The following is a 15,468-nucleotide window of genomic DNA, read 5'->3' as shown; positions in this document are numbered from 1 at the left end:
ACACCCTTCCCCGCGGGCCCGCGCGCGTCTAGGATTCCGCCCCCGTTTCCCACCGGAGGCAGATCCTTGAGCGCACCGTCCTACGTCAGCGGGCCGTCCACCACGCCGCTCCTCGGCGAGACCATCGGCGAGAACCTGCGCCGCACGGTGGAGCGCTTCCCGGATCGCGAGGCGCTGGTGTCGGTGTACCAGGGCTACCGCGCCACGTACCGGCAGTTCTGGGAGGAGACGTCGCTGGTCGCGCGCGGGCTGCTGGTCCGCGGCGTCAAGAAGGGCGACCGCGTCGGCATCTGGGCGCCGAACCGGTACGAGTGGGTGATCTGGCAGTACGCCACCGCGCGCATCGGGGCCGTCATGGTGACGGTCAACCCCGCCTACCGCGTGCACGAGCTGGAGTACGCGCTGAAGCAGTCCGGCGTCTCGATGCTGGCGCTGTCCCGCACGTTCCGGAACGCCGACTACGTGGCCATGGTGCGCGAGGTGCGGCTGCGCTGCCCGGAGCTGCGGCACACGCTGGTGATCGACGACGAGTGGAGCGCGCTCAAGCACGACGCGCTGCGCCTCTCCGAGCAGGAGCTGACCCGGCTCGAGCGCGACCTGCAGTTCGACGAGCCCATCAACATCCAGTACACCAGCGGCACCACCGGGTTCCCGAAGGGCGCGACGCTCTCGCACCACAACCTGCTCAACAACGGCTTCTTCATCGGGGAGTACCTCGGCTACCGCGAGGCCGACCGGGTCTGCCTGCCGGTGCCCTTCTACCACTGCTTCGGGATGGTGATCGGGAACCTGGCCGCCACCAGCCACGGCTCCGCCATCGTGATCCCGCTCGACAACTTCGACCCGGTCACGGTGATGCGCACCGTGCAGCAGGAGCGGTGCACGTCCCTGTACGGCGTGCCGACGATGTTCATCGCGGAGCTCGACCACCCCGAGTTCCACACCTTCGACTTCTCCTCCCTGCGCACCGGCGTCATGGCCGGCTCGCCCTGCCCGATCGAGGTGATGAAGCGGGTGCAGAAGGACATGCACATGCCGGAGGTCACCATCTGCTACGGCATGACCGAGACCTCGCCGGTGTCCACGCAGTCGCGGACCGACGATCCCATCGAGAAGCGGGTCACCACCGTCGGGCAGGTCCACCCGCACGTGGAGATCAAGATCGTGGACCCCACCACCGGCCGCGTGATGCCGCGGGGGACGCCCGGCGAGCTGTGCACCCGCGGCTACTCGGTGATGCTCGGCTACTGGAACGACCCGCACGCCACCCGCGGCGCCATCGACGACGGCCGCTGGATGCACACCGGGGACCTCGCCACCATCGACGAGCACGGCTACGTGAAGATCGTCGGCCGCATCAAGGACATGGTGCTGCGCGGCGGCGAGAACATCTTCCCGCGCGAGGTGGAGGAGTTCCTGTACACGATCCCGGGCGTCTCCGACGTGCAGGTGATCGGCGTGCCGGACGTGAAGTACGGCGAGGAGCTGATGGCGTGGGTGAAGCTGCGGCCCGGGGTCTCGCTGACCGGCGAGGAGATCCGCGCCTACTGCAAGGGCAAGATCGCGACCTACAAGATCCCGCGGTACTACAAGTTCGTGGACGGCTTCCCGATGACCGTCTCGGGCAAGGTCCAGAAGTACAAGATGCGCGAGACCGCCATCCAGGAGCTGGGGCTGCAGCAGGCGGCCTCCATCGAGACCGCCTGAGCGGCCGCGCCGCCCGCCGCCCGGCCCCCGGACGCTCGCCTCCTCCCACGCCGCCGCGGCGCGTCGCGCCCGTCCGGACGCGTGCCTACCTTCTGCGTCGGACGGGCAGACGCCCGCCAGGAGGGGACCATGCGTAAACTGGCAGTGTTGATGGGCGCGCTCCTGCTCGCCGGGACGGCGGCGGCGAACGACCGCCTGGGCAGCACCAAGGAGGAGACCAAGGAGGCCGGGCAGGCGGCCGCGCGGGACACGAAGAACTCGGCCGATCGCGCCGGGCAGTGGACGCGCGACCAGACCGGCACCGGCAGCGCGAACGAGCCCGGCATGCACCAGAACTCGCCGCAGGCCGAGCACCAGCGGGACGCGATGTCGAAGAGCGACTTCGACATCAAGGGCAAGATCTCCAAGGTCTCGGGGACCAGCATCACGCTCGATCGCGACGACGCGACCACCGCGACGCTGCACTGCGACCGGAACACCAAGGTGGAGCTGGACGGCAACACCGCCCGGCTCTCGCAGCTCAAGCCCGGCCAGGACGTGAAGGCGTCCTTCAACCTCAAGGGCGACAAGCCCATGGCGATCGAGGTGAAGGCCGACTCGAACAAGTAACGTCGCCCGGAGGCAGCACGGGCCTCGCGCGCGTGCGCGGGGCCCGTGCCGTCCCTTCGGCGCCGCCCGGCGCCTCAGGACTGCTGCTTCACCTCGTGCACCAGCTTCGCGAGCGAGGCCTTCGCGTCGCCGAACAGCATCGAGGTGTTCTCGGCGTAGAACAGCTCGTTCTCGATCCCGGCGAAGCCCGGGTTCATCGAGCGCTTCAGCACGATCACGTGCTTGGCCCGGTCCACGTCGAGGATGGGCATGCCGTAGATGGGCGAGGAGCGGTCGTTGCGCGCGGCGGGGTTCACCACGTCGTTCGCGCCGATCACCAGGGCCACGTCGGCGTTCTGGAACTCGTCGTTGATCTCGTCCATCTCCTTGAGCTTGTCGTAGGGGATGTCCGCCTCGGCGAGCAGCACGTTCATGTGCCCCGGCATGCGGCCCGCCACCGGGTGGATGGCGTAGAGCACGGTGCCGCCGTTCTTCTCGACGAGCTGGGCGAGCTCCCGCACCTGGTGCTGCGCCTGCGCCACCGCCATGCCGTAGCCCGGGACCACGATCACCAGCCGCGCGAACGCGAGCTGGATGGCGGCGTCCTCGGGCGTGATGGAGCGGACGGTGAGCCCGTGGGCGGTCTTGGCCGACGGCGGCGGCGCCGAGCCGAACGCGCCGAACAGGACGTTCGTGAACGAGCGGTTCATGGCCCGGCTCATGATGATCGAGAGGATGAAGCCCGAGGCGCCGTCGAGCGCGCCGGCGATGATGAGCACGTTGTTGCCGATGGCGAAGCCGGTCGCGGACGAGGCCAGGCCGGCGTAGGAGTTGAGCAGGGAGATGACCACCGGCATGTCGGCGCCGCCGATGGGGAGCACCAGCGAGATCCCGAACGCCAGCCCCAGCGCCACCATCGCGTAGAAGGCGGCCGGGTGGGCCCCCGGGTCGTAGACCAGCCAGCAGAACAGCCCCAGCGCCGCCGCGAACATGGCGATCGAGACGACGTTCTGGCCGGGGAAGGTGAGCGGGCGCGACGGGAGCAGCTCCTGCAGCTTGCCGAACGCCATGAAGCTGCCGGTGATGGTGAGGGCGCCGAACAGCACCTCGAACCCCAGCGCCGCCATGGTGCCCCGGCCCACCTCGGCCCCGTTGCCGAGGTGCCAGTACTCGGCGACGCCGACCAGCGTGGCGGCGACCGCGCCGAACATGTGCGAGATCGCGATGCGCTGCGGCATCGCGGTCATGGGCACGTAGACGCCCAGCGGGTAGCCGATGGCCGAGCCGAGCGCCAGGCCCGCCAGGATCCACCCGTAGTGGACGACCTCGTGGTGCACCAGGGTGCCCACGATGGCGAGCAGCATGCCGAGCGCCGCGAGCTGCATGCCGCGCCGGGCCTTGTCCGGGATGGTGAGGCTGCGGAGGCCGAGGATGAAGAGGATCGACGCGGCGAGGTACGCCGCCTCGATGAACAGCGTGCGCGGGCTCACTTCTTCTGGCCTCCCGCCCGGTCGGCGCGCTTGAACATCTTGAGCATGCGGTCGGTGATGATGAAGCCGCCCACCACGTTGATGGTGGCCGAGGTGACCGCCACGAAGCCGAGCACGTTCGCGAGCAGCCCGCGCTCCGCCCCGGCCATCACCAGCGAGCCCACCAGCGAGATGGCGCTGATGGCGTTCGTGGCCGACATGAGCGGGGTGTGCAGCAGCGCCGGGACGCGGGTGATGACGAAGAACCCGACGAAGCCGGCGAGGACGAAGACGTAGATCTGGATGAGCTCGAGCATGGGTCAGGCCCGCACCTTCCCGCCGTGCACCACCAGCATGGCGGCGGCGATCTCCTCCTGCGCGTCGAGGTCCGCCTTGCCGTCCTTGAACAGGTGGGCGAGCAGCGTGACCACGTTGCGGCCGTACATCTGGCTGGCGTGGAACGGCACGGTGGACGGGAGGGCGACCGCGCCGATCACGGAGACGCCGGCGTCCACCACCGTCTCGCCGGCGCGCGTCAGCTCGCAGTTGCCCCCGGTCTCCGCGGCCAGGTCCACCACCACCGACCCGGGCCGCATGGAGCGGACCATGGCGGCGGTGATCAGCCGCGGCGCCGGCCGGCCCGGGATCTGCGCGGTGGTGATCACGAGGTCCATGTCCTTCACGTGGCCGGCGACGGCGGCGAGGACGCGCTCCTGCTCGGACTGGCCCAGCTCCTTGGCGTAGCCGCCGGTGCCCTCCGCGGCGACCGCGGGCACCTCCACGAACGCGGCGCCGAGCGACTGCACCTGCTCCTTCACGACCGGCCGCACGTCGAACGCGGACACCACCGCGCCGAGGCGCCGCGCGGTGGCGATCGCCTGCAGCCCGGCCACGCCGGCGCCGACCACGAACGCCTTCGCGGGCGCGAGCGTGCCGGCCGCGGTGGTCATCATGGGCAGGATCCGGGGGAGGGCGCCCGCGCCGACCAGCACGGCCTTGTAGCCGGCCAGCGTGGCCTGCGACGAGAGCGCGTCCATCGACTGGGCCCGCGTGGTGCGCGGGACCTTCTCCATCGCCATCGCGTCCACGCCACGGGCCGCGAGCCGCTCGAGGAGCGGCCCGGCGGCGTGCGGCGCGAGCAGGCCGACGAGCAGCGCGCCGGGCGGGAGCCGCTCCACCTGCGCCTCGGAGGGCCGCTGCACCGCCGCGACCACGCGCGCGCCGTCGAGCGTGGCGCCCGCGTCGCCCACCTGCGCGCCGGCCGCGGCATAGGCCTCGTCGGGGAAGCCGGCGGCCTCGCCCGCGCCGCGCTCCACGCGGACCTCGTGGCCCTGCTTCACCAATCGTGTGACGTTCTCGGGGACCAGGGCGACCCGGCGTTCTCCGGGCGCCGCCTCACGTAGCACCGCGATGCGCATCGTCGTCGTTGACCTCGGTCCAACGGGGGTATCCCCCGGACGTGGGCAATAGAAGGCCCCACGCGGGGAATACCCGCAAGGCGAGCCGGGGCCCGCCGCCGGCATATTGACGGTCCGTGAACGGCTGCGCGCGGTCGCGCACCGCGGCGCCGGTGGGTCAGCGGCCGTCGATGTACGTCTGCAGCTGCTCGATGAGGAACTGCTTCTCGTCGAGCATGAGCTGGATGATGTCGCGCATGGACACCACGCCCACCACCTGGCCGCCCTCCTCGACGAGCAGGTGGCGGGTGGTGTGGTCGCGCATCAGCCCGGCCACCTCCACCTCGCTGGCGCTGGTGGAGACGCGGGGGAGCCCCTGGCGCATCGCCTCGCGCATGGGGTGGTTCGCGTCGGCGCCGCGCGCGAGCACCGTCGCGACGAGGTCGCGCTCGGTCACCAGGCCGACGATCCGGCCGCCGTCGCGGACCGCGACCGAGCCGATCTTGCGCTCCGACATGAGGCGCGCCGCCTCGCGGATCGGCGCGGTCGCCTCGAGGGACACCATCTCGCGGGTCACGTGCTTGTGGATCGACGCCATCGGCGCCTCCTTGTGAAAGGATGCCCTAACCGGCCGCGGGCGCCGCGCATCCCGCGTCGGAGCGCGCCTGGTGGGGGCCGGTGGCCGCGGCGCACCGCGTCAGCCCGGGCCGTGGCGACCTCACAGCGCGTCGGTCCCCACCACCCACATGCCCTCGTAGATGGCCTTGTAGCGCGCGCGGCACTCCGCGGGCGCGTCGGGCCGGTCCCAGACGATCCCGGCGAACGCCGCCTCGACGTCCTTCCACCGGGGGTTCGAGTGGGTCGGGTCGCCCAGCTTGTAGTGCCCGAGCTCGTGCAGCAGCTCGGCCGCCTCGAAGCAGCCGCCCGAGTCCTCGGGCACGTGCAGCGACAGCGTGTGCTGGATGTAGTCGGTGCAGCCCTCGTTGCGGGTGGCGAGGTAGCAGACGTACTCGGTGGTGTCGCGGTACTGGATCCGCCAGCCGGACAGCGAGTGAAGATCCCAGAACGGCAGCTCGAGCTCGAGCAGGCGGTCCATCCTGGCCCTGGCCGCCTCCAGGTCGGCGGGCGGCGACTCGAACTCGACGCAGGCGCCGTGGCTCTCGAACGAGCAGTGCCAGGGATCGCAGGCGGCGAGCGACAGGAGCGCCGCGGCCGCGGCCACCGCCGCGCCCGCCCCCCGGAGCCTCCCCGCCCGCCCGACCGCCGCGCCCGCCACCGGCCGTACGCTGCGCATGCGGCCGGGCGGCGTGGAACGCCCCTCGCAGCGCAGGACCCGCCGTCGCACGGCCCGCCGCCGGCGCGCGGCGGCGCGCAGGCGCCGGGCCGGCCCGGAGGGGCGCCGCGCGCGCATGCTCCGCGCGGGGAGGGCGGTCCGGATGTACCTTACGGACTCGTGTCACGGACTCGCGGGCCCGCGCGGCCCGGGGAGGCACATGGCGATCTCGCAGCGCAGGCGGGCGGTCGATCCGCTCTGGTTCAAGGACGCGGTCATCTACGAGACGCACGTGAAGTCGTTCTACGACTCCAACGGCGACGGCGTGGGCGACCTGCGCGGGCTCGTGGAGAAGCTCGACTACCTCCAGGACCTCGGCATCACCTGCCTGTGGCTGCTGCCGTTCTTCCCGTCGCCGCTGCGCGACGACGGCTACGACATCGCCGACTACAAGGGCATCCACCCCGACTACGGCACGGTGGACGACTTCCGCCAGCTGGTCGCGGCGGCCCACGCCCGCGGCATCCGGGTGGTGGTGGAGCTGGTGGTGAACCACACCTCCGACCAGCACCCCTGGTTCCAGCGGGCGCGCCGCGCGCCGGCCGGCTCCCCGGAGCGCGCCTACTACGTGTGGAGCGACACCGACGAGCGCTACCGCGACGCCCGCATCATCTTCACCGACACCGAGAAGTCGAACTGGACCTGGGACCCCGAGGCCAAGCAGTACTACTGGCACCGCTTCTTCTCGCACCAGCCGGACCTCAACTTCGAGAACGCGGTGGTGCTGGGCGAGGTGCTGGACGCGCTGCGCTTCTGGGCGGAGATGGGCGTGGACGGCTTCCGGCTCGACGCGGTGCCGTACCTGATCGAGCAGGACGGGACGAGCTGCGAGAACCTGCCCGGCACGCACGAGGTCATCCGGAAGATCCGGGCCTACGTGGACCAGCACTTCCCCGGGCGCATGCTGCTCGCCGAGGCGAACCAGTGGCCGGCCGACGTGCGCCCCTACTTCGGCGAGGGCGACGAGTGCCACATGGCGTTCCACTTCCCGCTCATGCCGCGCATCTTCATGGCGCTGCGGCTCGAGGACGTGGAGCCGATCGTCGAGATCATGCGGCGCACCCCGGCCATCCCGGACACCTGCCAGTGGGCGCTGTTCCTGCGCAACCACGACGAGCTGACGCTGGAGATGGTGACCGCCGACGAGCGCGACTACATGTACCTCGCGTACAGCCAGGATCCGCGCATGAAGCTGAACGTCGGGATCCGGCGCCGCCTCGCGCCGCTGGTGGACAACAGCCGCCGGCGCATGGAGCTGCTCAACTCGCTCCTGTTCTCCTTCCCCGGGACGCCCATCGTCTACTACGGCGACGAGCTCGGCATGGGCGACAACATCTACCTGCACGACCGCAACGGCGTGCGCACGCCCATGCAGTGGAGCCCGGACCGCAACGCCGGCTTCTCCCGCGCCGACCCCGGCCGGCTCTACTCCGCGCCCATCTCCGACGCGGTGTACGGCTACCAGGCGGTGAACGTCGAGGCCCAGCTCCGCGACCCCTCCTCGCTGCTGCACTGGATGCGCAACACCATCGCGCTGCGCAAGCTGTTCCGGGCGTTCGGGCGGGGCACCATGGAGTTCCTGCCGGTGCAGAACCGCAAGGTCCTCGCCTACGTGCGCCGCCACGACGAGGACGTGATCCTGTGCGTGGCGAACGTGTCGCGCTTCGCGCAGCCGGCGCAGCTCGACCTCTCCCACCTCGAGGGCTACGTGCCGGTGGAGATGGTCGGCTACACCGAGTTCCCGCGCATCGGGCGGCAGCCCTACGCGCTCACGCTCGCGCCCTACGGCTACTTCTGGTTCGAGCTGCGCAAGCCCGCCTGAGCGGGGGCGCGCCCGTACACCGCAGCGAGCCGCCGCAGCCGCGCCGCCAGCGCCGCGTCGAGCGCCTCCTCGCGCACGCGCCAGCGCCAGTTGCCGCCCAGGGTGGCGGGCGTGTTCATGCGCGCCTCCGAGCCGAGCCCCAGCGCGTCCTGGAGCGGGAACACGGCCGTGTCCGCCACCGAGGCGAGCACCGCGCGGATCATCGCGCCCGGCACGTCGCGGCCGTCCACCCCCAGGTACTCGAGCGCGAACGCCTTCTCCCGCGCCACCGCCTCGGCCGTCCGCACGCTGTCGCCCGCGCCGCCCCCCCACCAGCCCGCCACCGTGTCGTTGTCGTGCGTCCCGGTGTAGGCGACGAGGTCCGGCGCGTAGTTGTGCGGCTGGAAGGTCGGCGCCTGCGGGTCGTCCCCGAACGCGAACTGCAGGATGGCCATCCCCGGGAGGCCGAAGCGCCGCCGGAGCGCCTCCACCTCCGGCGTGATGACGCCCAGGTTCTCGGCCACGAACGGCAGCGGACCGAGCGCGCGGAGGAGCGCCTCGAACAGGCGCGCGCCGGGGCCGGGCACCCAGCGGCCGCGCTCGGCGGTGGGCGCGCCGGCGGGGATCTCCCAGTACGCCTCGAAGCCGCGGAAGTGGTCGAGCCGGATCCGGTCCACCAGCGCGAGCGTGCCGCGCACGCGCTCGATCCAGAAGCGCCAGCCCTCGCGCGCCACCGCCTCCCAGTCGTAGAGCGGGTTCCCCCAGCGCTGGCCGGTGGCGCTGAAGTAGTCGGGCGGGACGCCGGCCACCGCGGCGGGCTCGCCGGCCGCGTCGAGCCGGAACAGCTCCGGCCGGGCCCACACCTCGGCCGAGTCGTGGGCCACGTAGATGGGCAGGTCGCCCATCAGCTCGATCCCGAGCGCGCGGCAGCGCGCGCGCAGCGCCGCCCACTGCCGGTGGAACGCGAACTGCGCGAACACCTCGGCGAACACCTCGTGCGCGAAGCGCGCCCGCGCCGACTCCAGCGCGGCCCGCTCGCGCCGGGCGAGCGGCGCCGGCCACGCCGTCCAGGGCCGCCCCCCGTGCGCCGCCTTCAGGGCCGCGAACAGCGCCCAGTCCTCCAGCCAGCCCGCCTCGCGGGCGCGGAAGTCCTCCAGCTCCGCGGCGCGCTCCCCGTCCGCCCCCGCCCGGAACGCCCGCGCCGCGCGCGCCAGCCGCTCGCGCTTCCACTCCAGCGCGGCGTGCAGGTCGGCCCGGCCCGGCTCGCCGGCCGGCGCGCCCGAGAGGTCGGCGTCGTCCAGCCAGCCCTCGTTGCGGAGGACCTCCAGCGACACCAGCAGCGGGTTCCCGGCGTGCGAGGAGAGCGCCTGGTAGGGGGAGTCGCCGAAGCCGGTCGGGCCCAGCGGCAGCACCTGCCAGAGGCGCTGGCCGGCGTCGGCGAGCCACCCGGCGAAGCGGTGGGCCGCGGCGCCGAGGTCGCCCGCGCCGTGGGGGCCGGGCAGCGAGGTCGGGTGGAGCAGGAGGCCGGAGCGGCGATCGCGCATCGGGGGCCCTAGAGGTGCTGGATGCGCCGCTGGGTCTCGCGCGAGTCCTCGTCGGCGCGCGGCCCCTCGGCCGGGAGCTGCCGGTCCAGGGCGCGGGAGACGGCGTCGCGCGCGCCCAGGCCGAGCGCCAGCGACGCGGTGAGCACCAGGCCGCCGAGGACGATGCCGAAGGCCAGCGTGGGCAGGCCGCCGCCGACGCCGACGTGCTCGAGCGCCATGGCCGCCGCGAGCACGAGCACGAACCACTTCACCGCGAGCGACAGCGGGCGCGCCTGCCGGATCCCGAGGTTGACCGCGCCGATGAGCACGCTCCGCTCGAGGAAGCGCGCCGCGCCCACGCCGACGAGGAGCACCACCGCGCCGACCACCAGGCGCGGCAGGAACGCGAGCAGCGAGTGACCGACCGCGGTGGTGGTGGCGGCGCCCAGGACGTCGAGGGCGAGCGCCACCGAGAGCAGCAGCAGGAACCAGAACGTGCCCCGCGCCACCAGCCAGGAGGGCTCGTGCTGCGGCTCGAGCCCGCGCCCGGTGGTGAGCCCCCACTCCCGCGCCCGGCGGTCGAGCCCCACCCGGGCGAGGAGCCGGCGCAGCCCGGCCCGGACCGCGAACGCGAGCGCCACGCCGCCTGCCAGCACCACCACCATGGCCACGAGCGCCGGCAGGTCCGCGGCGAGCGCAGCCCCCAGCCGCCCGAACGCCTCCGCCAGCACCTGCGATACGCGCTCCCACATGGCGCCTCCTAGGGCGTGAAGCGGTCCGGCCAGCGCCACCTCGAGATGAGGTAGGGCTTCTCCGCCTCGAACGCCTCGCACAGCCGTTCCACCCGCGCCTCCGTCTCCGGCCGCCCCAGCCCGCCCACCTCGTTCACGAAGCTCGCGACCCAGCCCAGGTACAGGGGCGTCATCGACCGCAGCAGCTGCTCCCGATCCATGATCTTCACGCGCCAGCCCACCGCGAAGTCGTAGACCACCCGGGCCCAGACCGCGTCGGGCATGCGGAACGACTCGGGCGGATCGCGGGGGATGCGCTGGAGGGCCAGCATCGTCTGGGGCGGCAGCACCGCGCCCCAGAGCGCGCGGAGGTCCTGCCAGCCCAGCCCGAAGGCCGACACGAGCGGGCCGGGCGCGGGCGGCGGGTTCGGCTCGCCGGGGAGGTGCTCCTCGCCGAACGTCGGGACCGGGCGCGAGCCGCGCACGCGCTGCCAGCGGGGCGCGTGCAGCGCCATGTCCTGGAACACCGTCCCGAGGACGCGCGCGACCGCCTGCGAGACGTCGGCGGGCTGCGGCGGCGGGCGCGTGCGCGGCCCCAGGTACACCTGCGCGATGCGCGTCTCGTGCGCGGCGGCCTTCGCGATGACCCAGAGATCCGCGGCGGCGCTGGACGGGTCGCTGCGCCAGGCGCCGTCGGCGAGGAGGCGCTCGGCGAGCGCGCGCGAGACCACCACCTCGCGCCCGAGCGGCTGCCGCAGGCGCTGGCCGAACAGGGCGCGGGTGAGCGGGTACACCACGCCGGTGACCAGCACGCCGTCGAAGCGGCCGCGGGCGTACGCCGGCGCGACGAGGTCGAAGGTGCCGTCGAGGACGGGGTCGAGCAGCTGGCGGATCCAGGCCGGATCCGCCGGGCGAGGCATGGGCTCCAGCAGGGCGCAGGCGGGCGCGCCGAGCGACAGCTCCACCTCGAGCAACGTGGGCAGGGCCGCCTCCAGGCCGTCGTGACTGCCGGTGTAGACCGCCGGGGGCTCGCCGTCCGGGGAGGCGGGCACCAGCAGCTCGCCGGGCGGCGCCGCGCCGCGGGGGTCGCCCGTGAGCACCACGGCGACGGCCGGCCGGGACGGGTAGGCGGCGCGCAGCGCGGCCTGGAGCGCCTGCGCCGATTCGCTCGCCGCCAGCCGATCCGGCTCCGCGGGGACGCCGACCACGAGCTCCGGTGCGAGCGCCTCGCCCGCTCTGGTGGGATCGAGCACGCCCGACAACGTAACCGATTCCGGCCGGAACGGCGGGGCCTCGTTGGCGCACCGACCAGCGCGGGGCCGCAGGGGAGCGGCCGGCCGTGCGGAGCGCAGCGGACCTCGAGGCGGCGCGCCGCTCCCTCCCGCGTGGGCCGGGAGGGAGCGGGCGGAGGGACCCCGGGCGCTACGCGAGCGCCGGGACGAGCAGGAGCTCCTTGCGCTCGTGGTCGGCGATCTGCGCGGCGACCTCGCTCGCCAGCCGGCCGAGATCGGCCGGCGCGGGCGCCGACGGGCCGCGGGCGCGCTCCACCAGGCCGGTCACCAGGCGGAGGATCTGCTGGTGCTCCTCGATCATCCGCTTCAGCTCGCTGCGGCGCGCCGGGCTGCGCGCGCCCACGATCCCGTACAGCCCCTTCGCGTGCTCCTCGTGCGCGAAGTGCTCGCGCAGCGCCCGGGCCAGCTCCTCCAGCGCACCGGACAGCGCGGGCCCGTCCGCGGCGCCGCGCACGCGGGCGACGAGGGCGTGGAGCCGCTCGTGGTCCGCCTCGATGGCGCGGGCCACCTGGTCGGCGTCGTGCGCGGGCGCCGCCTCCGCCGCGTGGAACTGCGCCGCCTCGGTGGAGCCCTCCAGCGCCAGCGTGGAGGAGGTGCCGCCGGACACCGCCTGCGCGACCAGGTCGAAGTAGCCGGTGCCGACCTCGCGCTGGTGGCGCGTGGCGGTGTAGCCCTGCGGCTCCGCCGCGAACTCGGCCTGCTGCAGCTCGGTGTAGGCCGCCATGCCGCGCTCGCGGTACCCGCGCGCGAGCTGGAACATGGAGTGGTTGAGCGCGTGGAAGCCGGCCAGGGTCACGAACTGGAACCTGTAGCCCATGGCGCCGAGCTCGCGCTGGAACCGGGCGATGGTCGCGTCGTCGAGCTTCTTCTTCCAGTTGAAGGACGGCGAGCAGTTGTAGGCGAGCAGCTTGCCCGGGAACCGCGCGTGGATGCCCTCCGCGAAGCGCTTCGCCTCGTGCAGGTCGGGGGTCTGCGTCTCGCACCAGACCAGGTCCGCGTACGGCGCGTAGGCGAGGCCGCGCGCGATGGCCGTGTCGATGCCGGGCCGCAGCCGGTAGAAGCCCTCCGGCGTGCGCTCGCCCTCCTCGAGGTACGGGTGATCGTACGGGTCGATGTCGCTCATGATCAGCTTCGCGCCCTCGGCGTCGGTGCGCGCGACGATGATCGTCGGCACGTCCATGACGTCGGCGGCGAGGCGCGCGGCGGTGAGCGTGCGGATGAAGGTGGAGGTCGGGACCAGCACCTTGCCGCCCAGGTGGCCGCACTTCTTCTCCGAGGCCACCTGGTCCTCGAAGTGCACGCCGGCGGCGCCGGCCTCGATCATCCCCTTCATCAGCTCGAAGGCGTTGAGCGGCCCGCCGAAGCCGGCCTCGGCGTCGGCCACGATGGGCGCGAACCAGTGCGTGCCGTCCCGGCCCTCGGAGTGCTCGATCTGGTCGGCGCGCTGCAGGGCGGCGTTGATCCGCCGGACCACCTCGGGCACCGAGTTCGCCGGGTACAGGCTCTGGTCCGGGTAGGTCTGCCCGGCCTGGTTGGCGTCGGCCGCGACCTGCCAGCCAGACAGGTAGATGGCCTTCAGGCCCGCCTTCACCATCTGCACGGCCTGGTTGCCGGTGAGCGCGCCGAGCGCGTTCACGTACGGCTCGGCGTGGAGCAGCTCCCACAGGCGGAGCGCGCCCATCCGCGCGATCGTGTGCTCGACGCGCACGCTGCCGCGCAGCCGCTCCACCTCGTCGCGCCCGAAGCGGCGGACCACGCCCTCCCAGCGGCGCGGGTCGGGGTGGTGCGGGACGGGAGAGGCGGCGCCGGCGGCATCGCCGCCGGCCAGGATGCGCGCCCGCTCCTCGGCCGGCGCCTCGAGCAGCTCGTAGGCGGGCAGCGTGATGAACTCGGTGAACTCGGCCTGGGTGCTCATGCGCTCGAACAGCGCCCGCGCGTCCTCGAAGCGCCCGCCCGCGAAGCGCGCCTCGCCCACCTCGAGGCGGATCCGGTCCATCTCCTCGGCGAGCACCCCGCGGAAGCGCTCCGCCGTGAGCGGCTGCCCGTCGTCGAGCGCCACGCCGTGGTGGATCCACTGCCAGGCGAGGGCGCGCGAGATCTCGGCGGTGGCGGCGTCCTCCATCAGGCCGTACAGCGGGACGCAGCCGGAGCCGCGAAGCCAGGCCTCGATGTACTGGACCGAGACGCGGACGTTGTGGCGCAGGCCGGCCTCGGTGCGCGTCCCCTCCACCGGGCGGAGCAGGTCGCGGGCGCCGACGCGCACGTCCTCGCGCCTCCGGCCGATCTGGTTCGGCCCCTCCATGTGCTCGTCGAACACCGCGCGGGCCACCGGGACCAGGCCCGGGTGCGCCACCCAGGTGCCGTCGTGCCCGTCGGTCACCTCGCGGAGCTTGTCGGCGCGGACCTTGGCGAGCGCGGCCTCGTTGGCGGCGGCGTCGTCCTTGACCGGGATCTGCGCGGCCATGCCGCCCATGGCGTGCACGCCGCGGCGGTGGCAGGTCTGGATGAGCAGCTGCACGTAGGCGCGCAGGAAGCCCTCGTCCATCGTCACCTGCGCGCGGTCCGGCAGCACCGCGCGCGGGTCGGCGCGCAGCCGCTTCACGAAGGAGAAGATGTAATCCCAGCGCCCGCAGTTCAGGCCGGCGGAGTGCTCGCGCAGCTCCCAGAGGATCTCGTCCATCTCGAACGCGGCCGGCAGCGTCTCGATCAGGCAGGTCGCGCGGATGGTGCCTCGCGGGATCCCGAGCGCCGCCTGCGCGTGGACGAACACGTCGTTCCACAGCCGCGCCTCGAGGTGGCCCTCCAGCTTCGGCAGGTAGAAGTACGGGCCGGTGCCCTTCGCGACGAGCGCGCGCGCGTTGTTCCAGAAGTAGACGCCGAAGTCCCACAGCGCGGCGGTGGCGGGCCGGCCGTCCACCAGCGCGTGCCGCTCGAGCAGGTGCCAGCCGCGCGGGCGGACCATGAGCACGGCGGTGCGGTCCTTCAGGCGGTACTGCTTCCCGTCCGGCGACGCGTACGCGATGGCGCCGGCCACGGCGTCCTTCAGGTTCACCTGCCCCTCGACCACGTTCTGCCAGGTGGGCGAGCTCGAGTCCTCGAAGTCCGCCATGAACACGCTCGCGCCGGAGTTGAGCGCGTTGATGACCATCTTGCGGTCGGTCGGCCCGGTGATCTCGACGCGGCGGTCCCGCAGGTCGGCGGGGATGGGCGCCACCGTCCACTCCGACTCGCGGAGCTCCTCGGTGGTGGAGAGGAACGCCGGGCGCTCGCCGGCGTCCCAGCGGCGCTGCAGCTCGCGCCGGCGCTCCAGGAGCTGCTCCACCCGCGGGCGGAAGCGGCGCACCAGGTCGGCCACGAAGGCCAGGGCGTCGGCGGTGAGCACGGACTCGTGTCCGGCGGGGAGGGGGCCCCGAAGGTCCATCCCGGGGGGGAGCGGCGGGCGCTGCGCGTCGGTCGTCTCGGGCATCGTGTGTGTTCCTCCTGTGCCCCGGAATCGTTATCGTGATTTGGATCAAACACAATAGCTGCTGTGATTCCGAACAGTTAAGCTGTCGGCGCGTTGTCAATGGGTAGCGGTCAAGCCGTAAAGCTTGAAAATGGCGTGCTGCGCCATGATGTTCGCGAGGC

The 15,468-nt window shown here is 73.0% G+C and carries 12 protein-coding genes; 3 read left to right on the top strand and 9 right to left on the bottom strand.

From position 1 onward, the window contains the following. The first annotated feature begins 66 nt into the window (after positions 1-66). Together ADEH_RS15570 and ADEH_RS15565 are read left to right on the top strand one after the other, a co-directional pair. On the top strand, positions 67-1,707 hold the full coding sequence (locus ADEH_RS15570; RefSeq protein ID WP_011422061.1) for an AMP-binding protein: 1,641 nt from the start codon (positions 67-69) through the stop codon (positions 1,705-1,707). A 129-nt stretch (positions 1,708-1,836) separates the two neighbouring features. After that, on the top strand, positions 1,837-2,316 hold the full coding sequence (locus tag ADEH_RS15565; protein WP_011422060.1) for a hypothetical protein: 480 nt from the start codon (positions 1,837-1,839) through the stop codon (positions 2,314-2,316). 74 nt (positions 2,317-2,390) lie between these two features. Here the strand turns inward: ADEH_RS15565 and ADEH_RS15560 are convergent, their stop codons facing one another. The 5 genes from ADEH_RS15560 to ADEH_RS15540 form a co-directional block, all read right to left on the bottom strand. After that, positions 2,391-3,785 (bottom strand): NAD(P)(+) transhydrogenase (Re/Si-specific) subunit beta, encoded by a 1,395-nt coding sequence (locus ADEH_RS15560; protein ID WP_011422059.1) that lies wholly within the window; start codon positions 3,783-3,785, stop codon positions 2,391-2,393. Continuing rightward, positions 3,782-4,081, bottom strand: coding sequence for an NAD(P) transhydrogenase subunit alpha (locus ADEH_RS15555; protein WP_011422058.1), 300 nt, complete (start codon positions 4,079-4,081; stop codon positions 3,782-3,784). Before ADEH_RS15555 ends, ADEH_RS15560 begins: the two co-directional genes overlap by 4 nt. Before the next feature lie 3 nt (positions 4,082-4,084). After that, positions 4,085-5,182 (bottom strand): Re/Si-specific NAD(P)(+) transhydrogenase subunit alpha, encoded by a 1,098-nt coding sequence (locus ADEH_RS15550; RefSeq protein WP_011422057.1) that lies wholly within the window; start codon positions 5,180-5,182, stop codon positions 4,085-4,087. Between the two features lie 157 nt (positions 5,183-5,339). Further along, entirely contained in the window at positions 5,340-5,759 is a 420-nt protein-coding gene (locus tag ADEH_RS15545) for a CBS domain-containing protein (RefSeq protein ID WP_011422056.1), read from the bottom strand. Between the two features lie 120 nt (positions 5,760-5,879). Next, complete coding sequence (locus tag ADEH_RS15540; RefSeq protein WP_232287300.1) at positions 5,880-6,455, bottom strand: hypothetical protein; 576 nt, start codon at positions 6,453-6,455, stop codon at positions 5,880-5,882. A gap of 199 nt (positions 6,456-6,654) precedes the next feature. On the opposite strand from ADEH_RS15540, the gene treS reads away from it, so the two are divergent. Next, complete coding sequence (gene treS, locus ADEH_RS15535) at positions 6,655-8,316, top strand: maltose alpha-D-glucosyltransferase (protein WP_198133784.1); 1,662 nt, start codon at positions 6,655-6,657, stop codon at positions 8,314-8,316. Here the strand turns inward: treS and malQ are convergent. The 4 genes from malQ to aceB form a co-directional block, all read right to left on the bottom strand. Then, entirely contained in the window at positions 8,283-9,839 is a 1,557-nt protein-coding gene (malQ, locus tag ADEH_RS15530; protein ID WP_011422053.1) for a 4-alpha-glucanotransferase, read from the bottom strand. The two genes, treS and malQ, sit on opposite strands and share 34 nt — an antisense overlap. Before the next feature lie 8 nt (positions 9,840-9,847). Then, positions 9,848-10,570 (bottom strand): hypothetical protein, encoded by a 723-nt coding sequence (locus ADEH_RS15525; RefSeq protein WP_011422052.1) that lies wholly within the window; start codon positions 10,568-10,570, stop codon positions 9,848-9,850. Between the two features lie 8 nt (positions 10,571-10,578). Then, on the bottom strand, positions 10,579-11,802 hold the full coding sequence (locus ADEH_RS15520; RefSeq protein WP_011422051.1) for a hypothetical protein: 1,224 nt from the start codon (positions 11,800-11,802) through the stop codon (positions 10,579-10,581). A 169-nt stretch (positions 11,803-11,971) separates the two neighbouring features. Further along, entirely contained in the window at positions 11,972-15,307 is a 3,336-nt protein-coding gene (gene aceB, locus ADEH_RS23745; RefSeq protein ID WP_011422050.1) for a malate synthase A, read from the bottom strand. Positions 15,308-15,468 lie beyond the last annotated feature (161 nt).

Source organism: Anaeromyxobacter dehalogenans 2CP-C, assembly GCF_000013385.1.
Classification (GTDB): domain Bacteria; phylum Myxococcota; class Myxococcia; order Myxococcales; family Anaeromyxobacteraceae; genus Anaeromyxobacter; species Anaeromyxobacter dehalogenans_B.
This window is presented reverse-complemented; position numbering and strand designations above follow the sequence as displayed.

What these genes read in the sequence shown, in the direction of transcription:
- ADEH_RS15550 (WP_011422057.1), bottom strand. Translation starts at nt 5,182, where the DNA reads ATGCGCATCGCGGTGCTACGTGAGGCGGCGCCCGGAGAACGCCGGGTC.
- ADEH_RS15525 (WP_011422052.1), bottom strand. Translation starts at nt 10,570, where the DNA reads ATGTGGGAGCGCGTATCGCAGGTGCTGGCGGAGGCGTTCGGGCGGCTG.
- ADEH_RS15545 (WP_011422056.1), bottom strand. Translation starts at nt 5,759, where the DNA reads ATGGCGTCGATCCACAAGCACGTGACCCGCGAGATGGTGTCCCTCGAG.
- ADEH_RS15555 (WP_011422058.1), bottom strand. Translation starts at nt 4,081, where the DNA reads ATGCTCGAGCTCATCCAGATCTACGTCTTCGTCCTCGCCGGCTTCGTC.
- malQ (WP_011422053.1), bottom strand. Translation starts at nt 9,839, where the DNA reads ATGCGCGATCGCCGCTCCGGCCTCCTGCTCCACCCGACCTCGCTGCCC.
- treS (WP_198133784.1), top strand. Translation starts at nt 6,655, where the DNA reads ATGGCGATCTCGCAGCGCAGGCGGGCGGTCGATCCGCTCTGGTTCAAG.
- ADEH_RS15565 (WP_011422060.1), top strand. Translation starts at nt 1,837, where the DNA reads ATGCGTAAACTGGCAGTGTTGATGGGCGCGCTCCTGCTCGCCGGGACG.
- aceB (WP_011422050.1), bottom strand. Translation starts at nt 15,307, where the DNA reads ATGCCCGAGACGACCGACGCGCAGCGCCCGCCGCTCCCCCCCGGGATG.
- ADEH_RS15540 (WP_232287300.1), bottom strand. Translation starts at nt 6,455, where the DNA reads ATGCGCAGCGTACGGCCGGTGGCGGGCGCGGCGGTCGGGCGGGCGGGG.